Genomic DNA, 14726 nt, shown 5'->3' on the forward strand with positions numbered 1-14726 from the left:
AGCATCGCGCCTGTTCAATCCCAGAATGGCCTGATCCCTTCGCGATGGGCGTCGCAGCGGGAAATGCCGATGTCCTTCAACTGATCATCGGTCATGTCCAGCAAGGCAAGCCGGCTGCGCCTGCGCTCCAGCAGGCCGTCGATCCAGCGCCCTAGCGATTTGACCATACGCACGATGCGGCTGACAAAGCCGCCGCGGCCCACAGGTCGCGCGGCGAACAATCCTGCGCCTGCCTGGCTGATTGTCTCGATTGTATCCATTTTCGCTCTACCAAAGCTGCAAATTGCACTCTTTTCTTCCACACTTTGCATGTGAATTGACTCACCGTTCGACGCAATATACAAAATTGTCACCATGACAAATTGGCTTCCCGACCTCACGGCCAGCTCCGGCCCGCTTTATCAGCGCCTTGCTGACAGCATTGAGTCAGATATCGACCGCGGCGTGATCGACGCCGGGACCAAGCTGCCACCGCAGAGGGATCTCGCCTATGACATCGGTGCAACCGTCGGCACGGTCGGCAGGGCCTATCAATTGCTGCGCGAGCGCGGGCTGGTCAGCGGCGAGGTCGGGCGCGGCACCTATGTCCTCGGCCGGCAGAACTCGAGGCCCGACTTCATAGCGCCGGACGCGCAAGGCACGCGCGACATCGATGCGCCGCGCGGCAAGCTGCGCTTCGACAGCACGGCGGCGCCCGATGTCGGCCAGGGCGCCATCGTCACCGAAGTGCTGTCGCGCACGGCTTTGGATCACGCGCATGAGATTTCGAGCTACACGCGGGATTTTCCCGAGCGTTGGTACGAAGCCGGCGCCAGCTGGCTGTCGCGCAACTCGTTTCGACCGAGCGCCGATACGATCGTGCCGACCCTCGGCACGCATGCCGCTGTCATGGCGGCCATCGCGGCATTGACCACGCCCGGCGATTACGTCGCCTTCGAGCACCTGACCTATTCGCAGATTTCGCGCAGCGCCGGCCTGATCGGTCGTCGCACGGCGCTGGTGGCATCGGACCATCAAGGTCTCGATCCCAACGATTTCGAGCGCGTGTGCGCGCAAAAGCATCCGAAGATGATCTTCCTGATGCCGACGGTCCAGAACCCGACGCTGGCGATCCTGCCGGCAGCGCGACGTGAGGCAATCGCGCGGATCGCGCGTGAATACAATGTCGTCATTATCGAGGACGATCTTTACGGCGGCCTGACCGAAGATCCGACGCCAATGCTGGCCGACTATGCACCCGAGCGCACCATCGTCGCAGGCGGCCTGTCGAAGTCGGTCGCAGCCGGCGTTCGCGGCGGCTGGCTCTCCTGCCCGCCCGCTTACCGCCATCGCATCCGCGTCGCCCACAAGATGATGACCGGCGGCATGCCCTTCCTGCTGGCCGAAGTGAATGCCCGGCTGGTGCTGTCGGGCCAGGCCGCGGACATACGCAAACGCAGCATCGCCGAGATCGCCGCCCGCATTGCCATCGTGCGCGAGACATTGACCGGCTTCGAATTCAAGTCGCAAGACAATATACCCTTCGTCTGGCTGACCTTGCCCGACCCCTGGCTTTCCGGCACGTTCAAGAAAGCCTGCCTTGAGCACGGCGTGCTGATTGACGACGAAGATGAGTTCAAGGCGGGCCGTTCCGAGCGGGTCTTCCACGCTGTGCGTTTTGGCGTTTCGCAGCCGAGACAGCGCAAGGATATCGCGGATGGCGTCGCGGCGATCCGACGGCTCCTCGATGAAGGCCGCGCCGGCTACGACAGTTTTTCGTGATCCGCATCGCCTTGGAGCACCGGCGGCCCAGCGCAACGACATGCCTCCAGACAAGACCAAGGCGCATCTCTTGAAGCCGCCCCCGCGCGAAGCGCTTTCAATGGCGTAGCGGCTTTCTCCGGATTTCAGCCATTTTTCGTCGGTCCATGGGGTGTATCGGCCGCAAAGCTTGCGATAAGAGGAGACTCAAAATCCCAAGCTCCCACGGATAAAAACCGCCGCCCATGACCATTTCCAATTCCGTGCCGATCACGCCCGAGCTCATTGCCGCGCACGGGCTGAAGCCAGACGAATACCAGCGCATCCTGGAGCTTGTCGGGCGCGAGCCGAGCTTCACCGAACTTGGCATCTTCTCGGCAATGTGGAACGAGCATTGCTCGTATAAATCCTCGAAGAAATGGCTACGCACGCTGCCGACGACCGGCCCGCGGGTCATCCAGGGGCCCGGCGAGAATGCCGGCGTGGTCGATATCGGCGACGGCGACTGCGTCGTCTTCAAGATGGAGAGCCACAACCACCCCTCGTTTATCGAACCCTACCAAGGGGCGGCGACAGGCGTCGGCGGCATATTGCGCGACGTCTTCACCATGGGCGCGCGGCCGATCGCGGCGATGAACGCCTTGCGCTTCGGTGCTCCCGATCATCCCAAAACAAGGCACCTCGTGGCGGGAGTGGTTTCCGGCGTCGGCGGCTACGGCAATTCCTTCGGCGTGCCGACGGTCGGCGGCGAGGTCAATTTCGACGCCCGCTACAACGGCAATATCCTGGTCAACGCTTTTGCCGCGGGTCTTGCCAAGACGGACGCGATCTTCCTGTCGGAGGCCAAGGGCGTCGGCCTGCCGGTCGTCTATCTCGGCGCCAAGACCGGTCGCGACGGCGTCGGCGGCGCCACCATGGCCTCGGCCGAATTCGACGACAAGATCGACGAGAAGCGCCCGACCGTGCAGGTCGGCGATCCTTTCACCGAAAAGTGCCTGCTTGAAGCCTGTCTCGAGCTGATGGCGTCCGGTGCGGTCATCGCCATCCAGGACATGGGTGCTGCCGGCCTTACCTGCTCGGCGGTCGAGATGGGCGCCAAGGGCGATCTCGGCATCGAGCTCGACCTCGACAAGGTGCCGGTGCGCGAGGAGCGTATGAGCGCCTACGAGATGATGCTGTCGGAAAGCCAGGAGCGCATGCTGATGGTGCTGCGCCCCGAAAAGGAAAAGGAGGCCGAGGCGATCTTCCACAAATGGGGACTCGACTTCGCCATTGTCGGCAAGACGACCGACGATCTGCGCTTCCGCGTTCTGCATCAAGGCGACCAGGTCGCCGACCTGCCGATCAAGGATCTCGGCGACAAGGCGCCGGAATATGACCGTCCGTGGGTCGAGCCGAAGAAGCCGGCGCCACTTGCGGCCAATGACGTTCCGCAGGCCGATGTCGCCGACGCGCTGCTGAAACTGCTCGGCGGGCCTGACCTGTCGTCGCGCCGCTGGGTGTGGGAACAGTACGACACGCTGATCCAGGGCAATTCGCTGCAGCTTCCCGGGGGCGATGCCGGCGTGGTGCGGGTCGAAGGCCATCCGACAAAAGCGCTGGCCTTCTCGTCGGACGTGACGCCACGCTATTGCGAGGCCGATCCCTATGAAGGCGGCAAACAGGCCGTGGCCGAATGCTGGCGCAACCTGACCGCCACCGGCGCGCTGCCGCTGGCCGCCACCGACAATCTCAATTTCGGCAATCCGGAGCGGCCGGAGATCATGGGTCAGCTGGTCGGCGCGGTGAAGGGCATTGGCGATGCGTGCCGCGCGCTCGGCTTCCCGATCGTTTCCGGCAATGTCTCGCTCTACAACGAAACCAATGGCCAGGGCATCCTGCCGACGCCGACCATCGGCGGGGTCGGGCTGATCGCCGACTGGTCGAAGATGGTGCGGGCCGGCTTCGCGGCGCAAGGCCAGATGATCCTGCTGGTCGGTGCACCCGCCTCCTGGGGCACACATCTCGGCCAGTCCGTCTATTTCAGAGACATCCATGGCCGCTCCGACGGTCCGCCGCCCCCGGTCGACCTCGAGCATGAGAAGCGCGTCGGCGACCATGTGCGTTCGCTGATCGCATCGGGCATCGTCACGGCGGCGCACGACGTCTCCGACGGAGGCATCGCCGTGGCTTTGGCTGAGATGGCGATGGCATCGGGCATCGGCGCGACCGTCCCCGGGCTGGCCGGCACCGATCCTATCCCGGTCTGGTTCGGCGAGGACCAGGGCCGCTATCTCCTCACTCTGTCGATCGATCCAGACAGTGAGGACTGGGATGCGATCCGCAAACGGCAAAGCGAACTCGGCATTTTCGCGCCCTGGATCGGCTCGACCGGCGGCGACACGCTGAAACTCGGCGAGGCACGGGCGATCCCGCTCGGCGAATTGACCGCCGCGCACGAAGGCTGGTTCCCGCGCTTCATGGATCAGGCCATTTGACCAGAGCATGATCCCGAAAAGTGGACACCGGTTTTCGGAAAAGATCGTGCTCAATCGCAGGAAACGGGCCGCCCGGGCACTGCTTGCAGTCGTCTTCTGGCCATCGTTGTTCTTCTTCTGGTGCCTCGGCCCGTTCGTCTTTTTCCTGCTGTCGACGACCTCGAGCGAGATCTGCGCCCGGTTGGAAACACGCGCGGAGTTCCTCGCCGCGGCCAACGACACGCTTCCGATGCTTGGCCTGCAAAACCTTTTCTATGCAGTTCCGCTTGTCTGCCTGGTGCTTTGGAGCCGGCTTCTGCCGGACCGGGCACGGACAAGGCACATCTTCACCTGCATCAAACTTTTCGCCGTCGCGGCCGCATTGGGGGCGCTGTGGGAGTATGGCTCCTCGCTGGTCTGCGATGGTTATGGCCAGCCGTTCTTCTCGCCCGCCTGGCGGATGACCGCCTACCTGCCGATTGCCAACCTGGCGATCAACCTTCCCCTCTATGTGCTGACCTTCAGCCTTGGGCGTACCTTCTCGACGCCCGAGGACGACCCGGCAGACGACGCCGGCGGTCAGAGCGAGAACGCGTCGTAAGCCACAATCGCGCTGGGGGTTGGACGGAACGGCTTCAATCCCGGCCGGAAAGGCTTTAGGTTCATCCCGACTCTCATCGCACGGGCAGCCATGCCGCAGCCCGCCCGAAAAACAGGAACTTGCCATGGCAATGGATGCCCGCGACATCGAAAAACTGATCAAGGAGGGCATCCCGGATGCCAAGGTGACCATCCGTGACCTTGCCGGCGACGGCGATCACTATGCGGCCGAAGTCGTGGCTGAGAGCTTTCGCGGAAAAAGCCGGGTGCAGCAGCACCAGATGGTCTATGACGCGCTGAAGGGCAATATGGGCGGCGTGCTGCACGCGCTGGCACTGCAGACGAGCGTGCCGGATTAAGGCATTTCCACAGAGAGGGGCGGAGGACCAGCAGCCGCGATGTCCCGATCGGCAGCGTCTATTGTGCCGGAGCTCGCGACCAAGCCGGCCCGAGTGACTGTTTACGGGATACGGCATCCAGAGTCGCTTGGCCCAAAACGCCGCATCTTTTGCGCCATTCAGGCCACGGCGCGGCTAAAGTCTTGTTTCGGGCAACCTATGGGTTTATCTGAAGGAAAAGCTTCGAGCCTGACTCCCACAGGCGGGAAAGGATATTCCATGAGCGGTATCAACGACTACATCGACAACGAGGTGAAGGGCAACGACGTCGTGCTTTTCATGAAGGGCACGCCCGGTTTCCCGCAGTGCGGATTTTCCGGCCAGGTTGTCCAGATCCTCGACTATATCGGCGCCGACTACAAAGGCGTGAACGTGCTGGACTCGGCCGAACTGCGCCAGGGCATCAAGGAGTACTCCAACTGGCCGACGATCCCTCAGCTCTATGTCAAGGGCGAGTTCGTCGGCGGCTGCGATATCGTGCGCGAAATGTTCCAGGCGGGCGAGTTGCAGACATTCCTTGTCGAGAAGGGCGTGAGCGTCAAAGGCGCCGCCTGATTTCGGTTGGGCATGTCGCTGCCGACATGCCCTGAGCACCGGGGCAGCCCCGCCTCGGCAATTTTGCGTCCGGGACCCGGACCAGGACGAGCCAATGCGCCGGGCTACCGGCGCGTTTTCGTTTGAGAGATCGGACTTGCCGTGGACCAGCAGACGTCAGCACCGCAATCGGCAAGCAAATTGCCCATTCCGCGCTGGGAGTTCATCGCGCTGTGCGCGGCGCTGATGGCGCTCAATTCACTGGCCATCGATATCATGCTGCCGGCGCTGCAGCAGATCGGCGCCTCGCTTGGCGTGGAGAACGAAAACCACCGGCAATATGTGATCACCGCCTATATTCTGGGTTTTGGCGGCGGACAGCTTTTTTTCGGACCGCTCTCGGACCGTTTCGGTCGCCGCGCGCCGCTCGTCGCCGGCCTAATCATTTACGTGGCGGCCGCGGCCGCGGCCGCCATTTCGCCGAGCTTCGAGACGCTTCTCCTCTGCCGCGCCGTGCAAGGCATCGGCGCGGCGGCGACGCGCGTCATCGCCGTTTCGATCGTGCGCGACACGTTCGATGGCCGGCGCATGGCCGAGGTGATGTCGCTGATCTTCATGGTGTTCATGGCGATCCCGGTGATCGCTCCCGGCATCGGCCAGTTCATCATGCTGTTCGCGACCTGGCATTTGATCTTCGTCACCATGGCCGTCGGCGCGCTTGTCGTCTCGGCCTGGTCGCTGCTGCGCCTGCCCGAGACGCTACATCCGGAATATCGCCGGCCATTGACCGTCAATGCCATCATCGGCGGGTTTCGCATCGTGCTGACCAACCGCGTCGCGATCTGCTATGCCTTCGCCAGTACGTTCATCTTCGGCGCCATGTTCGGCTTCATCGCCTCGGCGCAGCAGATTTATGTCGACATATTCAATGTCGGCGAATTGTTTCCGGTCATCTTCGCCGGCGTGGCCGGCGTGCTCGCCTTCTCGAATTACCTGAACTCGCGTCTTGTCGGCCGCGTCGGCATGCGCCGCCTGTCGCAGAGCGCGCTGCTGTTGTTTCTGGTCATCAGCCTGGCCTGGCTGGTCGTTTCGCTGGAAATGAAGATGCCGCTCTGGCTGTTCGTCACCTTCTTTGCCTGCGCCATGCTTCCGTTCGGCGCGCTCGGCGCCAATTTCAACGCGTTGGCCATGGAGCCGCTTGGTCAACTGGCCGGCACGGCGTCGTCCATCCTGGGCTTCATGCAGACGTTTCTCGGCGGCATTCTCGGCACGCTGATCGGTCAGGCTTTCAACGGCACGGTGACGCCGTTGGCCGCCGGCTTCTGCAGCGTCTCGGTCGCAGCGCTGCTGATGATCTTCATCGCCGAACGCGGCAAGATGTTCCAGCCGCAGAACCCACCCGTCTCAGGGCACATCGCCGATCTGCATTGAATTGTCGCCTTTGCGACGCTCGGCTGGGCATTCGAATTGGCAGCCGGCTATTGCGCCCAGAGTTCCCTGCGCAACTCGCGCCAGCTTTCCCGGTCGGGTGCCACAAGCAGGCCGCCGCCGACATGTGACGGCAGGTAGGCACTGGCGTCGAAACGCGCGGCGTGACCGCCGGCCTCGGCATGGATCAGCACGCCGGGCAGATGGTCCCACGGCATCAGCTTGTTGTAGACGACGAAATGGGCATGGCCGCTGGCCAGCAGGCGATATTCATGCGCGGCGCAGCGATAGGCGAATTGCGATAGGATTTTCGTCTGGTTGCGCGCCAGCCGCGACCGCCCCGGTTCGGTCATGTACTGCCAGGAGACGGAGCCGGTCATTTTCGAGATCGGCACGGGCGCCGCGACACGCACCTTTTCAAGGCTGCCATGCGCATGCCTGATATGGCTGCCGGCGCCCTTGGCGCCGATCAGACAGTCCTTGCCGACCGGATCGTGGATGATGCCGGCGACGGTCTCACCCCGGACCACGACACCCAGCATGACGCCGAACAACGGCACGCCGGAAGCGAAATTGAAAGTGCCGTCCACCGGGTCGATGGTGAAAGCCAGATCGGCATCGCCCAGGCCATCGAGCAGCGCCGGATTGTCGGAACAGGCTTCCTCGCCGACGATCATGGCTGTTGGGTAGCGTTCACGCAGCTTGGAGGTGATCAATCGCTCGGCACTGACGTCGGCTTCCGTCACCAGGTCGGCGGCCGACGTCTTCTGGCGGACCTCGCCGTCGCCCAACCGGCGAAAGCGCGGCATGATTTCGGCTTCGGCTGCTTCGGCCAGGGTTCTGGCCAGCCAGTCGATCGCGGTATCGTCAAATGTCATCGGAAATGTCTTGCCTGCTGGAGAGCGTTTCATCGAGTGCGGCGAAATCGAACAGTTTCCTGTCGAGCAGATGCGACGGCCTGGTGTTGGACAACGCACGGAGCATCGTGTCCTTGCGGCCGGGCATGCGCTTTTCGATATCGTCGAGCATAGCCTTCATCGCGTTGCGCTGGAGACCTTCCTGGCTGCCGCAGAGATCGCAAGGGATGATCGGGAACCGCATCGCCGCGGCGAGCTTTTCCAGGTCGATCTCGGCGCAATAGCTCAGCGGGCGCAGCACCATGACGTCGCCCTCGTCGTTGAGCAGCTTTGGCGGCATGGCGGCGAGACGACCGCCATGAAACAGGTTCATGAAGAAGGTTTCGAGAATGTCCTCGCGATGATGGCCGAGCACCAGCGCCGAGCACCCCTCCTCTCGGGCTACGCGATAGAGATGGCCACGCCGCAGGCGTGAACAGAGCGAGCAATAGGTACTGCCCTGCGGCAGCTTGTCGGTGACGACGGAATAGGTGTCCTGGTATTCGATGCGGTGTGCAATGCCGTGGGCATTGAGGTAATCGGGCAGGATGTGCTTGGGAAAGTTCGGCTGGCCCTGGTCGAGATTGCAGGCCAGCAGCTCCACCGGCAGCAGGCCGCGCCATTTGAGGTCCAAGAGCATGGCAAGCAGGCCATAGGAATCCTTGCCGCCCGACAGAGCCACCAGCCAGCGCTCGCCTGGCCTGATCATCGAAAAATCCTCGATTGCCTGGCGAGTCAGCCGCAGCAGCCGCTTGCGCAACTTGTTGAACTCGACCGAGGACGGCACATCGGCGAACAGCGGGTGAAAGCCGCCTTCGATGTCGGCGGCCTGCTCAAGCGATTGAGCGTCTGGCAGCATGTTCATGGCGTCGGTTCCAAATCCTGGAGCAACGAACGTTCGGAGCTTCGTTGCCGCCCGGATTAGCGGACATGGCCGACAAAGAAAAGGCCGCCTCGATGGGCGGCCCCTTCCGGTCTCGCAAAAAGCCGTCGCTTAACGCGAATAGAATTCGACGACGAGGTTCGGTTCCATCTGGACGGCGAACGGAACGTCCGCCAGGCCCGGGATGCGCGAGAAGGTCGCGGTCATCTTGTTGTGATCGGCTTCGATGTAGTCGGGCACGTCGCGCTCGGCGAGGCCGACCGACTCCAGGACGATTACCAACTGCTTCGACTTTTCGCGCACTTCGACGACGTCGCCCGGCTTGCAGCGGTACGAGCCGATGTTGACGCGCTTGCCGTTGACGTTGACGTGGCCGTGGTTGACGAACTGGCGGGCGGCGAAAATGGTCGGAACGAACTTGGCGCGATAGACGACCGCGTCCAGACGCGACTCGAGCAGGCCGATCAGGTTCTCCGAGGTGTCGCCCTTGCGGCGGTCGGCCTCTTCATAGACCTTGCGGAACTGCTTTTCCGAAACGTCGCCATAGTGGCCCTTCAGCTTCTGCTTGGCGCGCAGCTGCAGGCCGAAATCGGAAAGCTTGCCCTTGCGGCGCTGGCCGTGCTGGCCGGGGCCGTATTCACGCTTGTTGACCGGGGACTTCGGGCGGCCCCAGATGTTTTCGCCCAGACGGCGGTCGATCTTGTACTTCGCGGATTCGCGCTTGCTCATCGCATTCCCTTTCAAAACAACATAACCCGGAGCCTCATGGTCCGGGTGAAGGAAACGCGCCCTCCTCTGGCCTCCGTTTTCGAGACCTGACAGGGTTTTTCCACGCAACGCGGCGAAAAACCCACGGGACACGTCAGTTCAAACAAGACCTTGGAAAACAGACTGGCTTCCGTCGAGGTCTTGCGCATGCAAAACAAACCACCGGGCGTTGCGGCCCGGTGTTGGGAGCGCTGTTAAACAGAGATTTAACCGCTGTCAAGGTTCCAACTGGCGCCGCCCGCGCGACCATCTACGATTTTCTATGTTGTTGTTCAATGCGGTGCCGTATCCGGCGGGAGATTGTCGCGCCCGCGGTATTAAAACAATTCCCGGAAAGCGCTAGTGGTTTCTACCCGGGATTGTGTAAAAAACCGGAGCGGGGCGGCGATTCCCTGAAGCTGACCGCTCCAGGAAGGGACTTGAGCAGAGGAGCCTGAATGCGGATGAAGAAGTTCTTTCTAAGCCTGACTGGTGCGGCGGTGTTAGCCGGATCGATGGCCGTCATTACCCCTGAGCCGGCGATGGCAAGGCATTGGCAAGGCCACCGGCCTCATCAGGTATGCCGGACCGTGGTCAAGAAGCGCGTCGTCTGGCGCCATGGTCACCGCCATGTCATTCGCCAAAAAGTGCGACGTTGCCACTGGCGCTAACAGCTGCCACTGGCGCTAACAGCCGCCACTGGCGCTGATTACGTCGGCCATTGACCCGACAACAGCATCAAGGCCTGCGACCCCGTCGCGGGCCTATTTCTTGCATTGGAGGAACCCTTCAAGAAGGTCGTTGCCAAATAGCGCTTCCTCAGTGCTTCTTTTTCTCCGGCAGCCCCTTGCGCTTGGTTTCGGCGAATTCCTCGAGCTGCTTTTCGCTCATGGATTCATACATTCCCTTGGAAGCGCCTTTGAGTTCGCTCTTCTTGGTCTCGCCGCGCTTGGCCGACAGTGCGGCACCGGCGGCCTTCTGCTGGGCTTTCGAGGTGGCAGGCATGGTTTTTCTCCCTTCATTGCCTGGGAGAAAACGAAACGGCCTCGCCAATGTTCCGGAAATCAGGCGACCGCCAGTCCAAAGCCCTGCATCAAACGGCTCGTGGCAAAGTCCGCCTTGCCTGATGTGAAGACGGCAATATCCCGTTGGCCGTGCGGCAACGGCCCATCGACCGGCGCCAGCAGCGACATCGCCCGCCGGGCGATCGCTTCGGCAGGATCGATCCAGTCGACCGGCCAGGGTGCGGTCTTGCGCATGCGGTTGACCAGAAAAGGATAATGCGTGCAGGCGAGCACGGCGATGTCGGTGCGCATGCCGTCGCGCTCAATGAAACACGGGGCGATCTCGGCGCGCACGGCTTCCTCGTCGACGAAACCTTCGCGCATATAGGCTTCGGCCAGCCCCGCCAGGCGGTCGCTGCCGACCAGCCGGACATGGCACTTCTGCGCCCATTTGCTGATCAGGTCGCGCGTGTATTGCCGTTTCACCGTGCCCGGCGTCGCCAGCACGGAGACGAGGCCGGAGCGGGTACGCTCCGCCGCAGGCTTGATGGCAGGCACGGTGCCGACAAAGGGATGGCCGGGAAACCTCTCGCGCAACGCGTCGATCACCAGCGTCGAGGCGGTGTTGCAGGCGATGACCGAGATGGCCGGGGAGAACCGGTCGAGCAATTTGCCGAACAGGTCGAGTATATGGACCCGCAGCGCCGGTTCCTCCCAGGCGCCAAAGGGGAAGGCGGCATCGTCGGCGATATAGACGAAGCGGCGGTCGGGCATCAGCACGCGCGCCTCGCGCAGCACAGTCAGCCCGCCAATGCCGGAATCGAACATCAGGATCGGCTGATCAGTCATTATCGGTTCCCTTGCCGCCGAGCGGCGGCGCGACGTTGTCGTCGTCATCAACCACCTGACGATCCGCATTGGTCTTGCGGCCGGGACCGCCGGCGCGCGCCGCTGCCGGAAGCCGCCTTGGATCATCTCCCGGAGAGCCGTCGCCGCGCGGCATTGCCGGCGAGAACCTGTCCAGCGACGAGATGATGCCGCGCAGCACCTTGAGCTCCGGCTCGGCAAATCCCGCCCGGGTCAATACGGCGCGCAGATTGTCAACCATCTTCGGCTTCTTCGGCGCCGGCCGGAAATAGCCCCGCGCTTCGAGTGCACCTTCGAGATAGGCGAACAGGCCGTGCAGATCTTCCTTGCTGGCCGGCTTCATGTCCGGACCCGTAAAGTTGGTCTTGGTCTCGTCCTCGAGGCCGGATTTCATCCACTCGTAGGACATGAGAAGCGCGGCCTGGGCGATGTTGAGCGAAGAGAAATCGGGATCGACCGGAAAAGTGACGATCTCGTCGGCGAGGCCAACCTCGTCATTGTAGAGGCCGAAACGCTCGCGGCCGAACAGGATGCCGGTTCGCTGACCCATGCCATGGCGAGCCCGGAGCACCCTGCCCGCCTCGACCGGTCCGCGCACGGGCTTGAAGCCGTCGCGTTGCCTTGCCGTGGTCGCGAAAACGAAATTCAAGTCGGCCATCGCTGTGGCGAGATCGCCGAAAACCTTGACGGCGTCGATGACATGGTCGGCGCGGCTGGCCGCCGCCCGCGCCTTCTCGTTCGGCCAGCCGTCGCGCGGGTTGACGAGGCGAAGTTCGGCCAGTCCGAAATTGGCCATAGCGCGCGCGACCATGCCGATATTCTCGCCGAGCTGCGGCTCCACGAGGATGATGGCTGGGCCGGCAGTTGGAGCGTTATCGGGACCTTTGGTGACGGGCATGGTTGTCAATGAACTGCTGTTTGCGGCATTTCAGCGTCCCCTGCCATATTCGGCCGCGAAAATGAAGCATTCGCAAATGGCGGGCGATCGCTTCGCTTTCGTGACCGATCGCCGTTTGCGCGGCCAAAAACGCTTTGATATACGGGCGCATCCCGGCCGAACGCCACGCGGGCAAGGCCGTCCCATTCCCACAACGAGGCATTCTTTCCATGGCGAAGATAAAGGTGGCGAACCCGGTCGTCGAACTCGACGGCGACGAGATGACCCGCATCATCTGGCAGTTCATCAAGGACAAGCTGATCCACCCCTATCTCGACCTCAAGCTTGAGTATTACGACCTCGGCATCGAGCACCGCGATGCCACCAACGACCAGGTGACGATCGATTCGGCCAACGCCATCAAGAAATACGGCGTCGGCGTGAAATGCGCGACGATCACGCCCGACGAGCAGCGCGTCGAGGAATTCAAGCTGAAGAAGATGTGGAAGTCGCCGAACGGCACCATCCGCAACATCCTCGGCGGCACCATCTTCCGCGAGCCGATCATCATGAAGAACGTGCCGCGGCTGGTGCCCGGCTGGACCAAGCCGATCATCGTCGGCCGCCACGCCTATGGCGACCAGTACCGCGCCACCGATTTCCGTTTTCCCGGCAAGGGCAAGCTGACGATCAAGTTCGTCGGCGAGGATGGCCAGGTGATCGAGCACGACGTGTTCGATGCGCCCGGCGCCGGCGTCGCCATGGCCATGTATAATCTGGATGAATCCATCCGCGAGTTCGCCCGCGCCTCGCTGAACTACGGCCTGCTGCGCAACTACCCGGTCTATCTCTCGACCAAGAACACCATCCTCAAGGCCTATGACGGCCGCTTCAAGGATATTTTCCAGGAAGTCTACGAGGCTGAATTCGAGGCCGAGTTCAAGTCCAAGAAGCTGTGGTACGAGCACCGCCTGATCGACGACATGGTGGCCTCCAGCCTGAAATGGTCGGGTGGCTATGTCTGGGCCTGCAAGAACTATGACGGCGACGTACAGTCCGACACGGTGGCGCAGGGTTTCGGCTCGCTCGGCCTGATGACCTCGGTCCTGATGACGCCGGACGGCAAAACCGTGGAAGCGGAAGCCGCGCACGGTACCGTGACGCGCCACTATCGCCAGCACCAGAAAGGCGAGGAAACCTCCACCAATTCGATCGCCTCGATCTTCGCCTGGACCCGAGGGTTGGCCCACCGCGCCAAGCTCGACGACAATGCCGCATTGAAGCGTTTTGCCGAAACGCTGGAAAAGGTCTGCATCCAGACGGTCGAATCCGGCTTCATGACCAAGGACCTGTCGCTGCTGATCGGCCCCGACCAGCCTTGGCTCTCGACCACCGGCTTTCTCGACAAGATCGACGAGAATTTACAGAAGGCGATGGCGTAGGCACCTGCGGGTTCAACATGCCGAAGGCTCCGGAAGGAGCCTTCGCTTTTTGGGCCAACGAAAACGAAGCAAAAGGCTGGCAGCATGGCCAAACCGGTCCTCTACGGCGCGGACTACAGCGTTTACGTGCGCATAGCGCGCATGGCGCTGGAGGAGAAGGGCGTCGACTATGAGCTTGTGCCGGTCGATGTCTTCGCCGCCGAGGGCATCCCCGGCTGGTATTTCGAGCATCACCCGTTCGGCCGCATCCCGGCCTTCGAGCATGACGGTTTTCGCCTGTTCGAGGCCAGCGCGATCGCGCGCTATGTCGACGAGGCGTTCGACGGGCCACCCTTGCAGCCGAAGGATCCGCGCGGCCGCGCGCGGATGAACCAGATCATCGGCATGCTCGACGCCTATGGCTATCGGGCCATGGTCTGGGATGTCGCCGTGGAGCGGCTGGAGAAGGCGTCGCCTGACGAAGCGCTGATTTTCAGCGGATTACGACAAGCAGAAACGGTCCTTCAGGCGCTCTCATCATTGGGACCCGCGGGGCCGTGGTTGCTCGGCAATCAACTGACGCTCGCCGACCTGCATGCGGCACCGATCATCGGCTATTTCGTCAAGGTGGCGGAAGGGCGGGAACTGCTGGCCGAATTTCCCGACGGCGATGCGTGGTGGACGCGGGTCTCAGGACGATCGAGCTTCGCCAACACCGAAAAGGCCGGTTGACCTGCGACGCAAAGACTTTCGGAGACCAATTATCGACGCCGGCGCCGCCCCTCAGCCGCCTGCCGGCACCTTCTCTCGTATAGGGACGGGGAGAAGGGACTGGCCGCGACGTCGGCGCTTGTTCCGCAACCCCGGCGATTGGT

Annotated in this window: 16 protein-coding genes; 9 read left to right on the forward strand and 7 right to left on the reverse strand. The window is 62.6% G+C overall.

What is annotated here, in order from left to right; genetic code table 11:
• Positions 1-14 precede the first annotated feature (14 nt).
• Entirely contained in the window at positions 15-356 is a 342-nt protein-coding gene (locus LB532_RS10315) for a DUF1127 domain-containing protein (protein WP_411908875.1), read from the reverse strand.
• On the opposite strand from LB532_RS10315, the gene LB532_RS10320 reads away from it, so the two are divergent.
• The 6 genes from LB532_RS10320 to LB532_RS10345 all read left to right on the forward strand — a co-directional run bounded on the left by LB532_RS10320 (position 355) and on the right by LB532_RS10345 (position 7159).
• On the forward strand, positions 355-1761 hold the full coding sequence (locus LB532_RS10320) for a PLP-dependent aminotransferase family protein (RefSeq protein WP_140637902.1): 1407 nt from the start codon (positions 355-357) through the stop codon (positions 1759-1761). The two genes, LB532_RS10315 and LB532_RS10320, sit on opposite strands and share 2 nt — an antisense overlap.
• 224 nt (positions 1762-1985) lie before the next feature.
• Positions 1986-4217, forward strand: a complete 2232-nt coding sequence (purL, locus tag LB532_RS10325) for a phosphoribosylformylglycinamidine synthase subunit PurL (RefSeq protein ID WP_140637901.1) — start codon at positions 1986-1988, stop codon at positions 4215-4217.
• 7 nt (positions 4218-4224) lie between these two features.
• Positions 4225-4797, forward strand: a complete 573-nt coding sequence (locus LB532_RS10330; RefSeq protein ID WP_140637900.1) for a hypothetical protein — start codon at positions 4225-4227, stop codon at positions 4795-4797.
• Between the two features lie 124 nt (positions 4798-4921).
• Positions 4922-5155, forward strand: coding sequence for a BolA/IbaG family iron-sulfur metabolism protein (locus tag LB532_RS10335; protein WP_140637899.1), 234 nt, complete (start codon positions 4922-4924; stop codon positions 5153-5155).
• Positions 5156-5413: 258 nt separating this feature from the next.
• On the forward strand, positions 5414-5749 hold the full coding sequence (gene grxD / locus LB532_RS10340) for a Grx4 family monothiol glutaredoxin (RefSeq protein WP_013532137.1): 336 nt from the start codon (positions 5414-5416) through the stop codon (positions 5747-5749).
• A gap of 141 nt (positions 5750-5890) precedes the next feature.
• Positions 5891-7159, forward strand: a complete 1269-nt coding sequence (locus LB532_RS10345; protein ID WP_140637898.1) for a multidrug effflux MFS transporter — start codon at positions 5891-5893, stop codon at positions 7157-7159.
• A gap of 47 nt (positions 7160-7206) precedes the next feature.
• On the opposite strand, the gene LB532_RS10350 is transcribed toward LB532_RS10345, so the two are convergent.
• The 3 genes from LB532_RS10350 to rpsD form a co-directional block, all read right to left on the reverse strand.
• The gene (locus LB532_RS10350; RefSeq protein ID WP_140637897.1) at positions 7207-8034 is read right to left on the reverse strand and encodes an inositol monophosphatase family protein; all 828 of its coding nucleotides are present in this window, start codon (positions 8032-8034) and stop codon (positions 7207-7209) included.
• The gene (gene ttcA, locus LB532_RS10355) at positions 8024-8917 is read right to left on the reverse strand and encodes a tRNA 2-thiocytidine(32) synthetase TtcA (RefSeq protein ID WP_140637896.1); all 894 of its coding nucleotides are present in this window, start codon (positions 8915-8917) and stop codon (positions 8024-8026) included. Before ttcA ends, LB532_RS10350 begins: the two co-directional genes overlap by 11 nt.
• Before the next feature lie 129 nt (positions 8918-9046).
• A complete protein-coding gene (gene rpsD / locus LB532_RS10360; RefSeq protein WP_140493847.1) occupies positions 9047-9664 on the reverse strand; it encodes a 30S ribosomal protein S4 in 618 nt (205 codons plus the stop codon).
• 476 nt (positions 9665-10140) lie between these two features.
• Between rpsD and LB532_RS10365 the strand changes: the two genes are divergently transcribed.
• Positions 10141-10353, forward strand: a complete 213-nt coding sequence (locus LB532_RS10365; RefSeq protein WP_224556760.1) for a hypothetical protein — start codon at positions 10141-10143, stop codon at positions 10351-10353.
• A gap of 148 nt (positions 10354-10501) precedes the next feature.
• On the opposite strand, the gene LB532_RS10370 is transcribed toward LB532_RS10365, so the two are convergent.
• The 3 genes from LB532_RS10370 to LB532_RS10380 are packed head-to-tail and all read right to left on the reverse strand — an operon-like array spanning position 10502 to position 12451.
• A complete protein-coding gene (locus LB532_RS10370; protein ID WP_140637895.1) occupies positions 10502-10687 on the reverse strand; it encodes a DUF3008 family protein in 186 nt (61 codons plus the stop codon).
• A gap of 59 nt (positions 10688-10746) precedes the next feature.
• Positions 10747-11535 carry a glutamate racemase gene (gene murI, locus LB532_RS10375; RefSeq protein WP_140637894.1) on the reverse strand — a complete coding sequence of 263 codons (789 nt, stop codon included), beginning with the start codon at positions 11533-11535 and terminating at the stop codon, positions 10747-10749.
• Positions 11528-12451 carry an RNA methyltransferase gene (locus LB532_RS10380; RefSeq protein WP_140637893.1) on the reverse strand — a complete coding sequence of 308 codons (924 nt, stop codon included), beginning with the start codon at positions 12449-12451 and terminating at the stop codon, positions 11528-11530. Before LB532_RS10380 ends, murI begins: the two co-directional genes overlap by 8 nt.
• 209 nt (positions 12452-12660) lie before the next feature.
• Here LB532_RS10380 and LB532_RS10385 point away from each other — a divergent pair, with 209 nt between their 5' ends.
• Together LB532_RS10385 and LB532_RS10390 are read left to right on the forward strand one after the other, a co-directional pair.
• Positions 12661-13872: an NADP-dependent isocitrate dehydrogenase gene (locus tag LB532_RS10385; protein ID WP_140637892.1), complete on the forward strand. Its 1212-nt coding sequence runs from the start codon at positions 12661-12663 to the stop codon at positions 13870-13872.
• 84 nt (positions 13873-13956) lie between these two features.
• Positions 13957-14583 carry a glutathione S-transferase family protein gene (locus LB532_RS10390; RefSeq protein WP_140637891.1) on the forward strand — a complete coding sequence of 209 codons (627 nt, stop codon included), beginning with the start codon at positions 13957-13959 and terminating at the stop codon, positions 14581-14583.
• Positions 14584-14726: the final 143 nt, after the last annotated feature.

The organism is Mesorhizobium sp. ESP-6-2, assembly GCF_020164675.1.
In the GTDB taxonomy this organism is placed as follows: Bacteria; Pseudomonadota; Alphaproteobacteria; order Rhizobiales; family Rhizobiaceae; genus Mesorhizobium.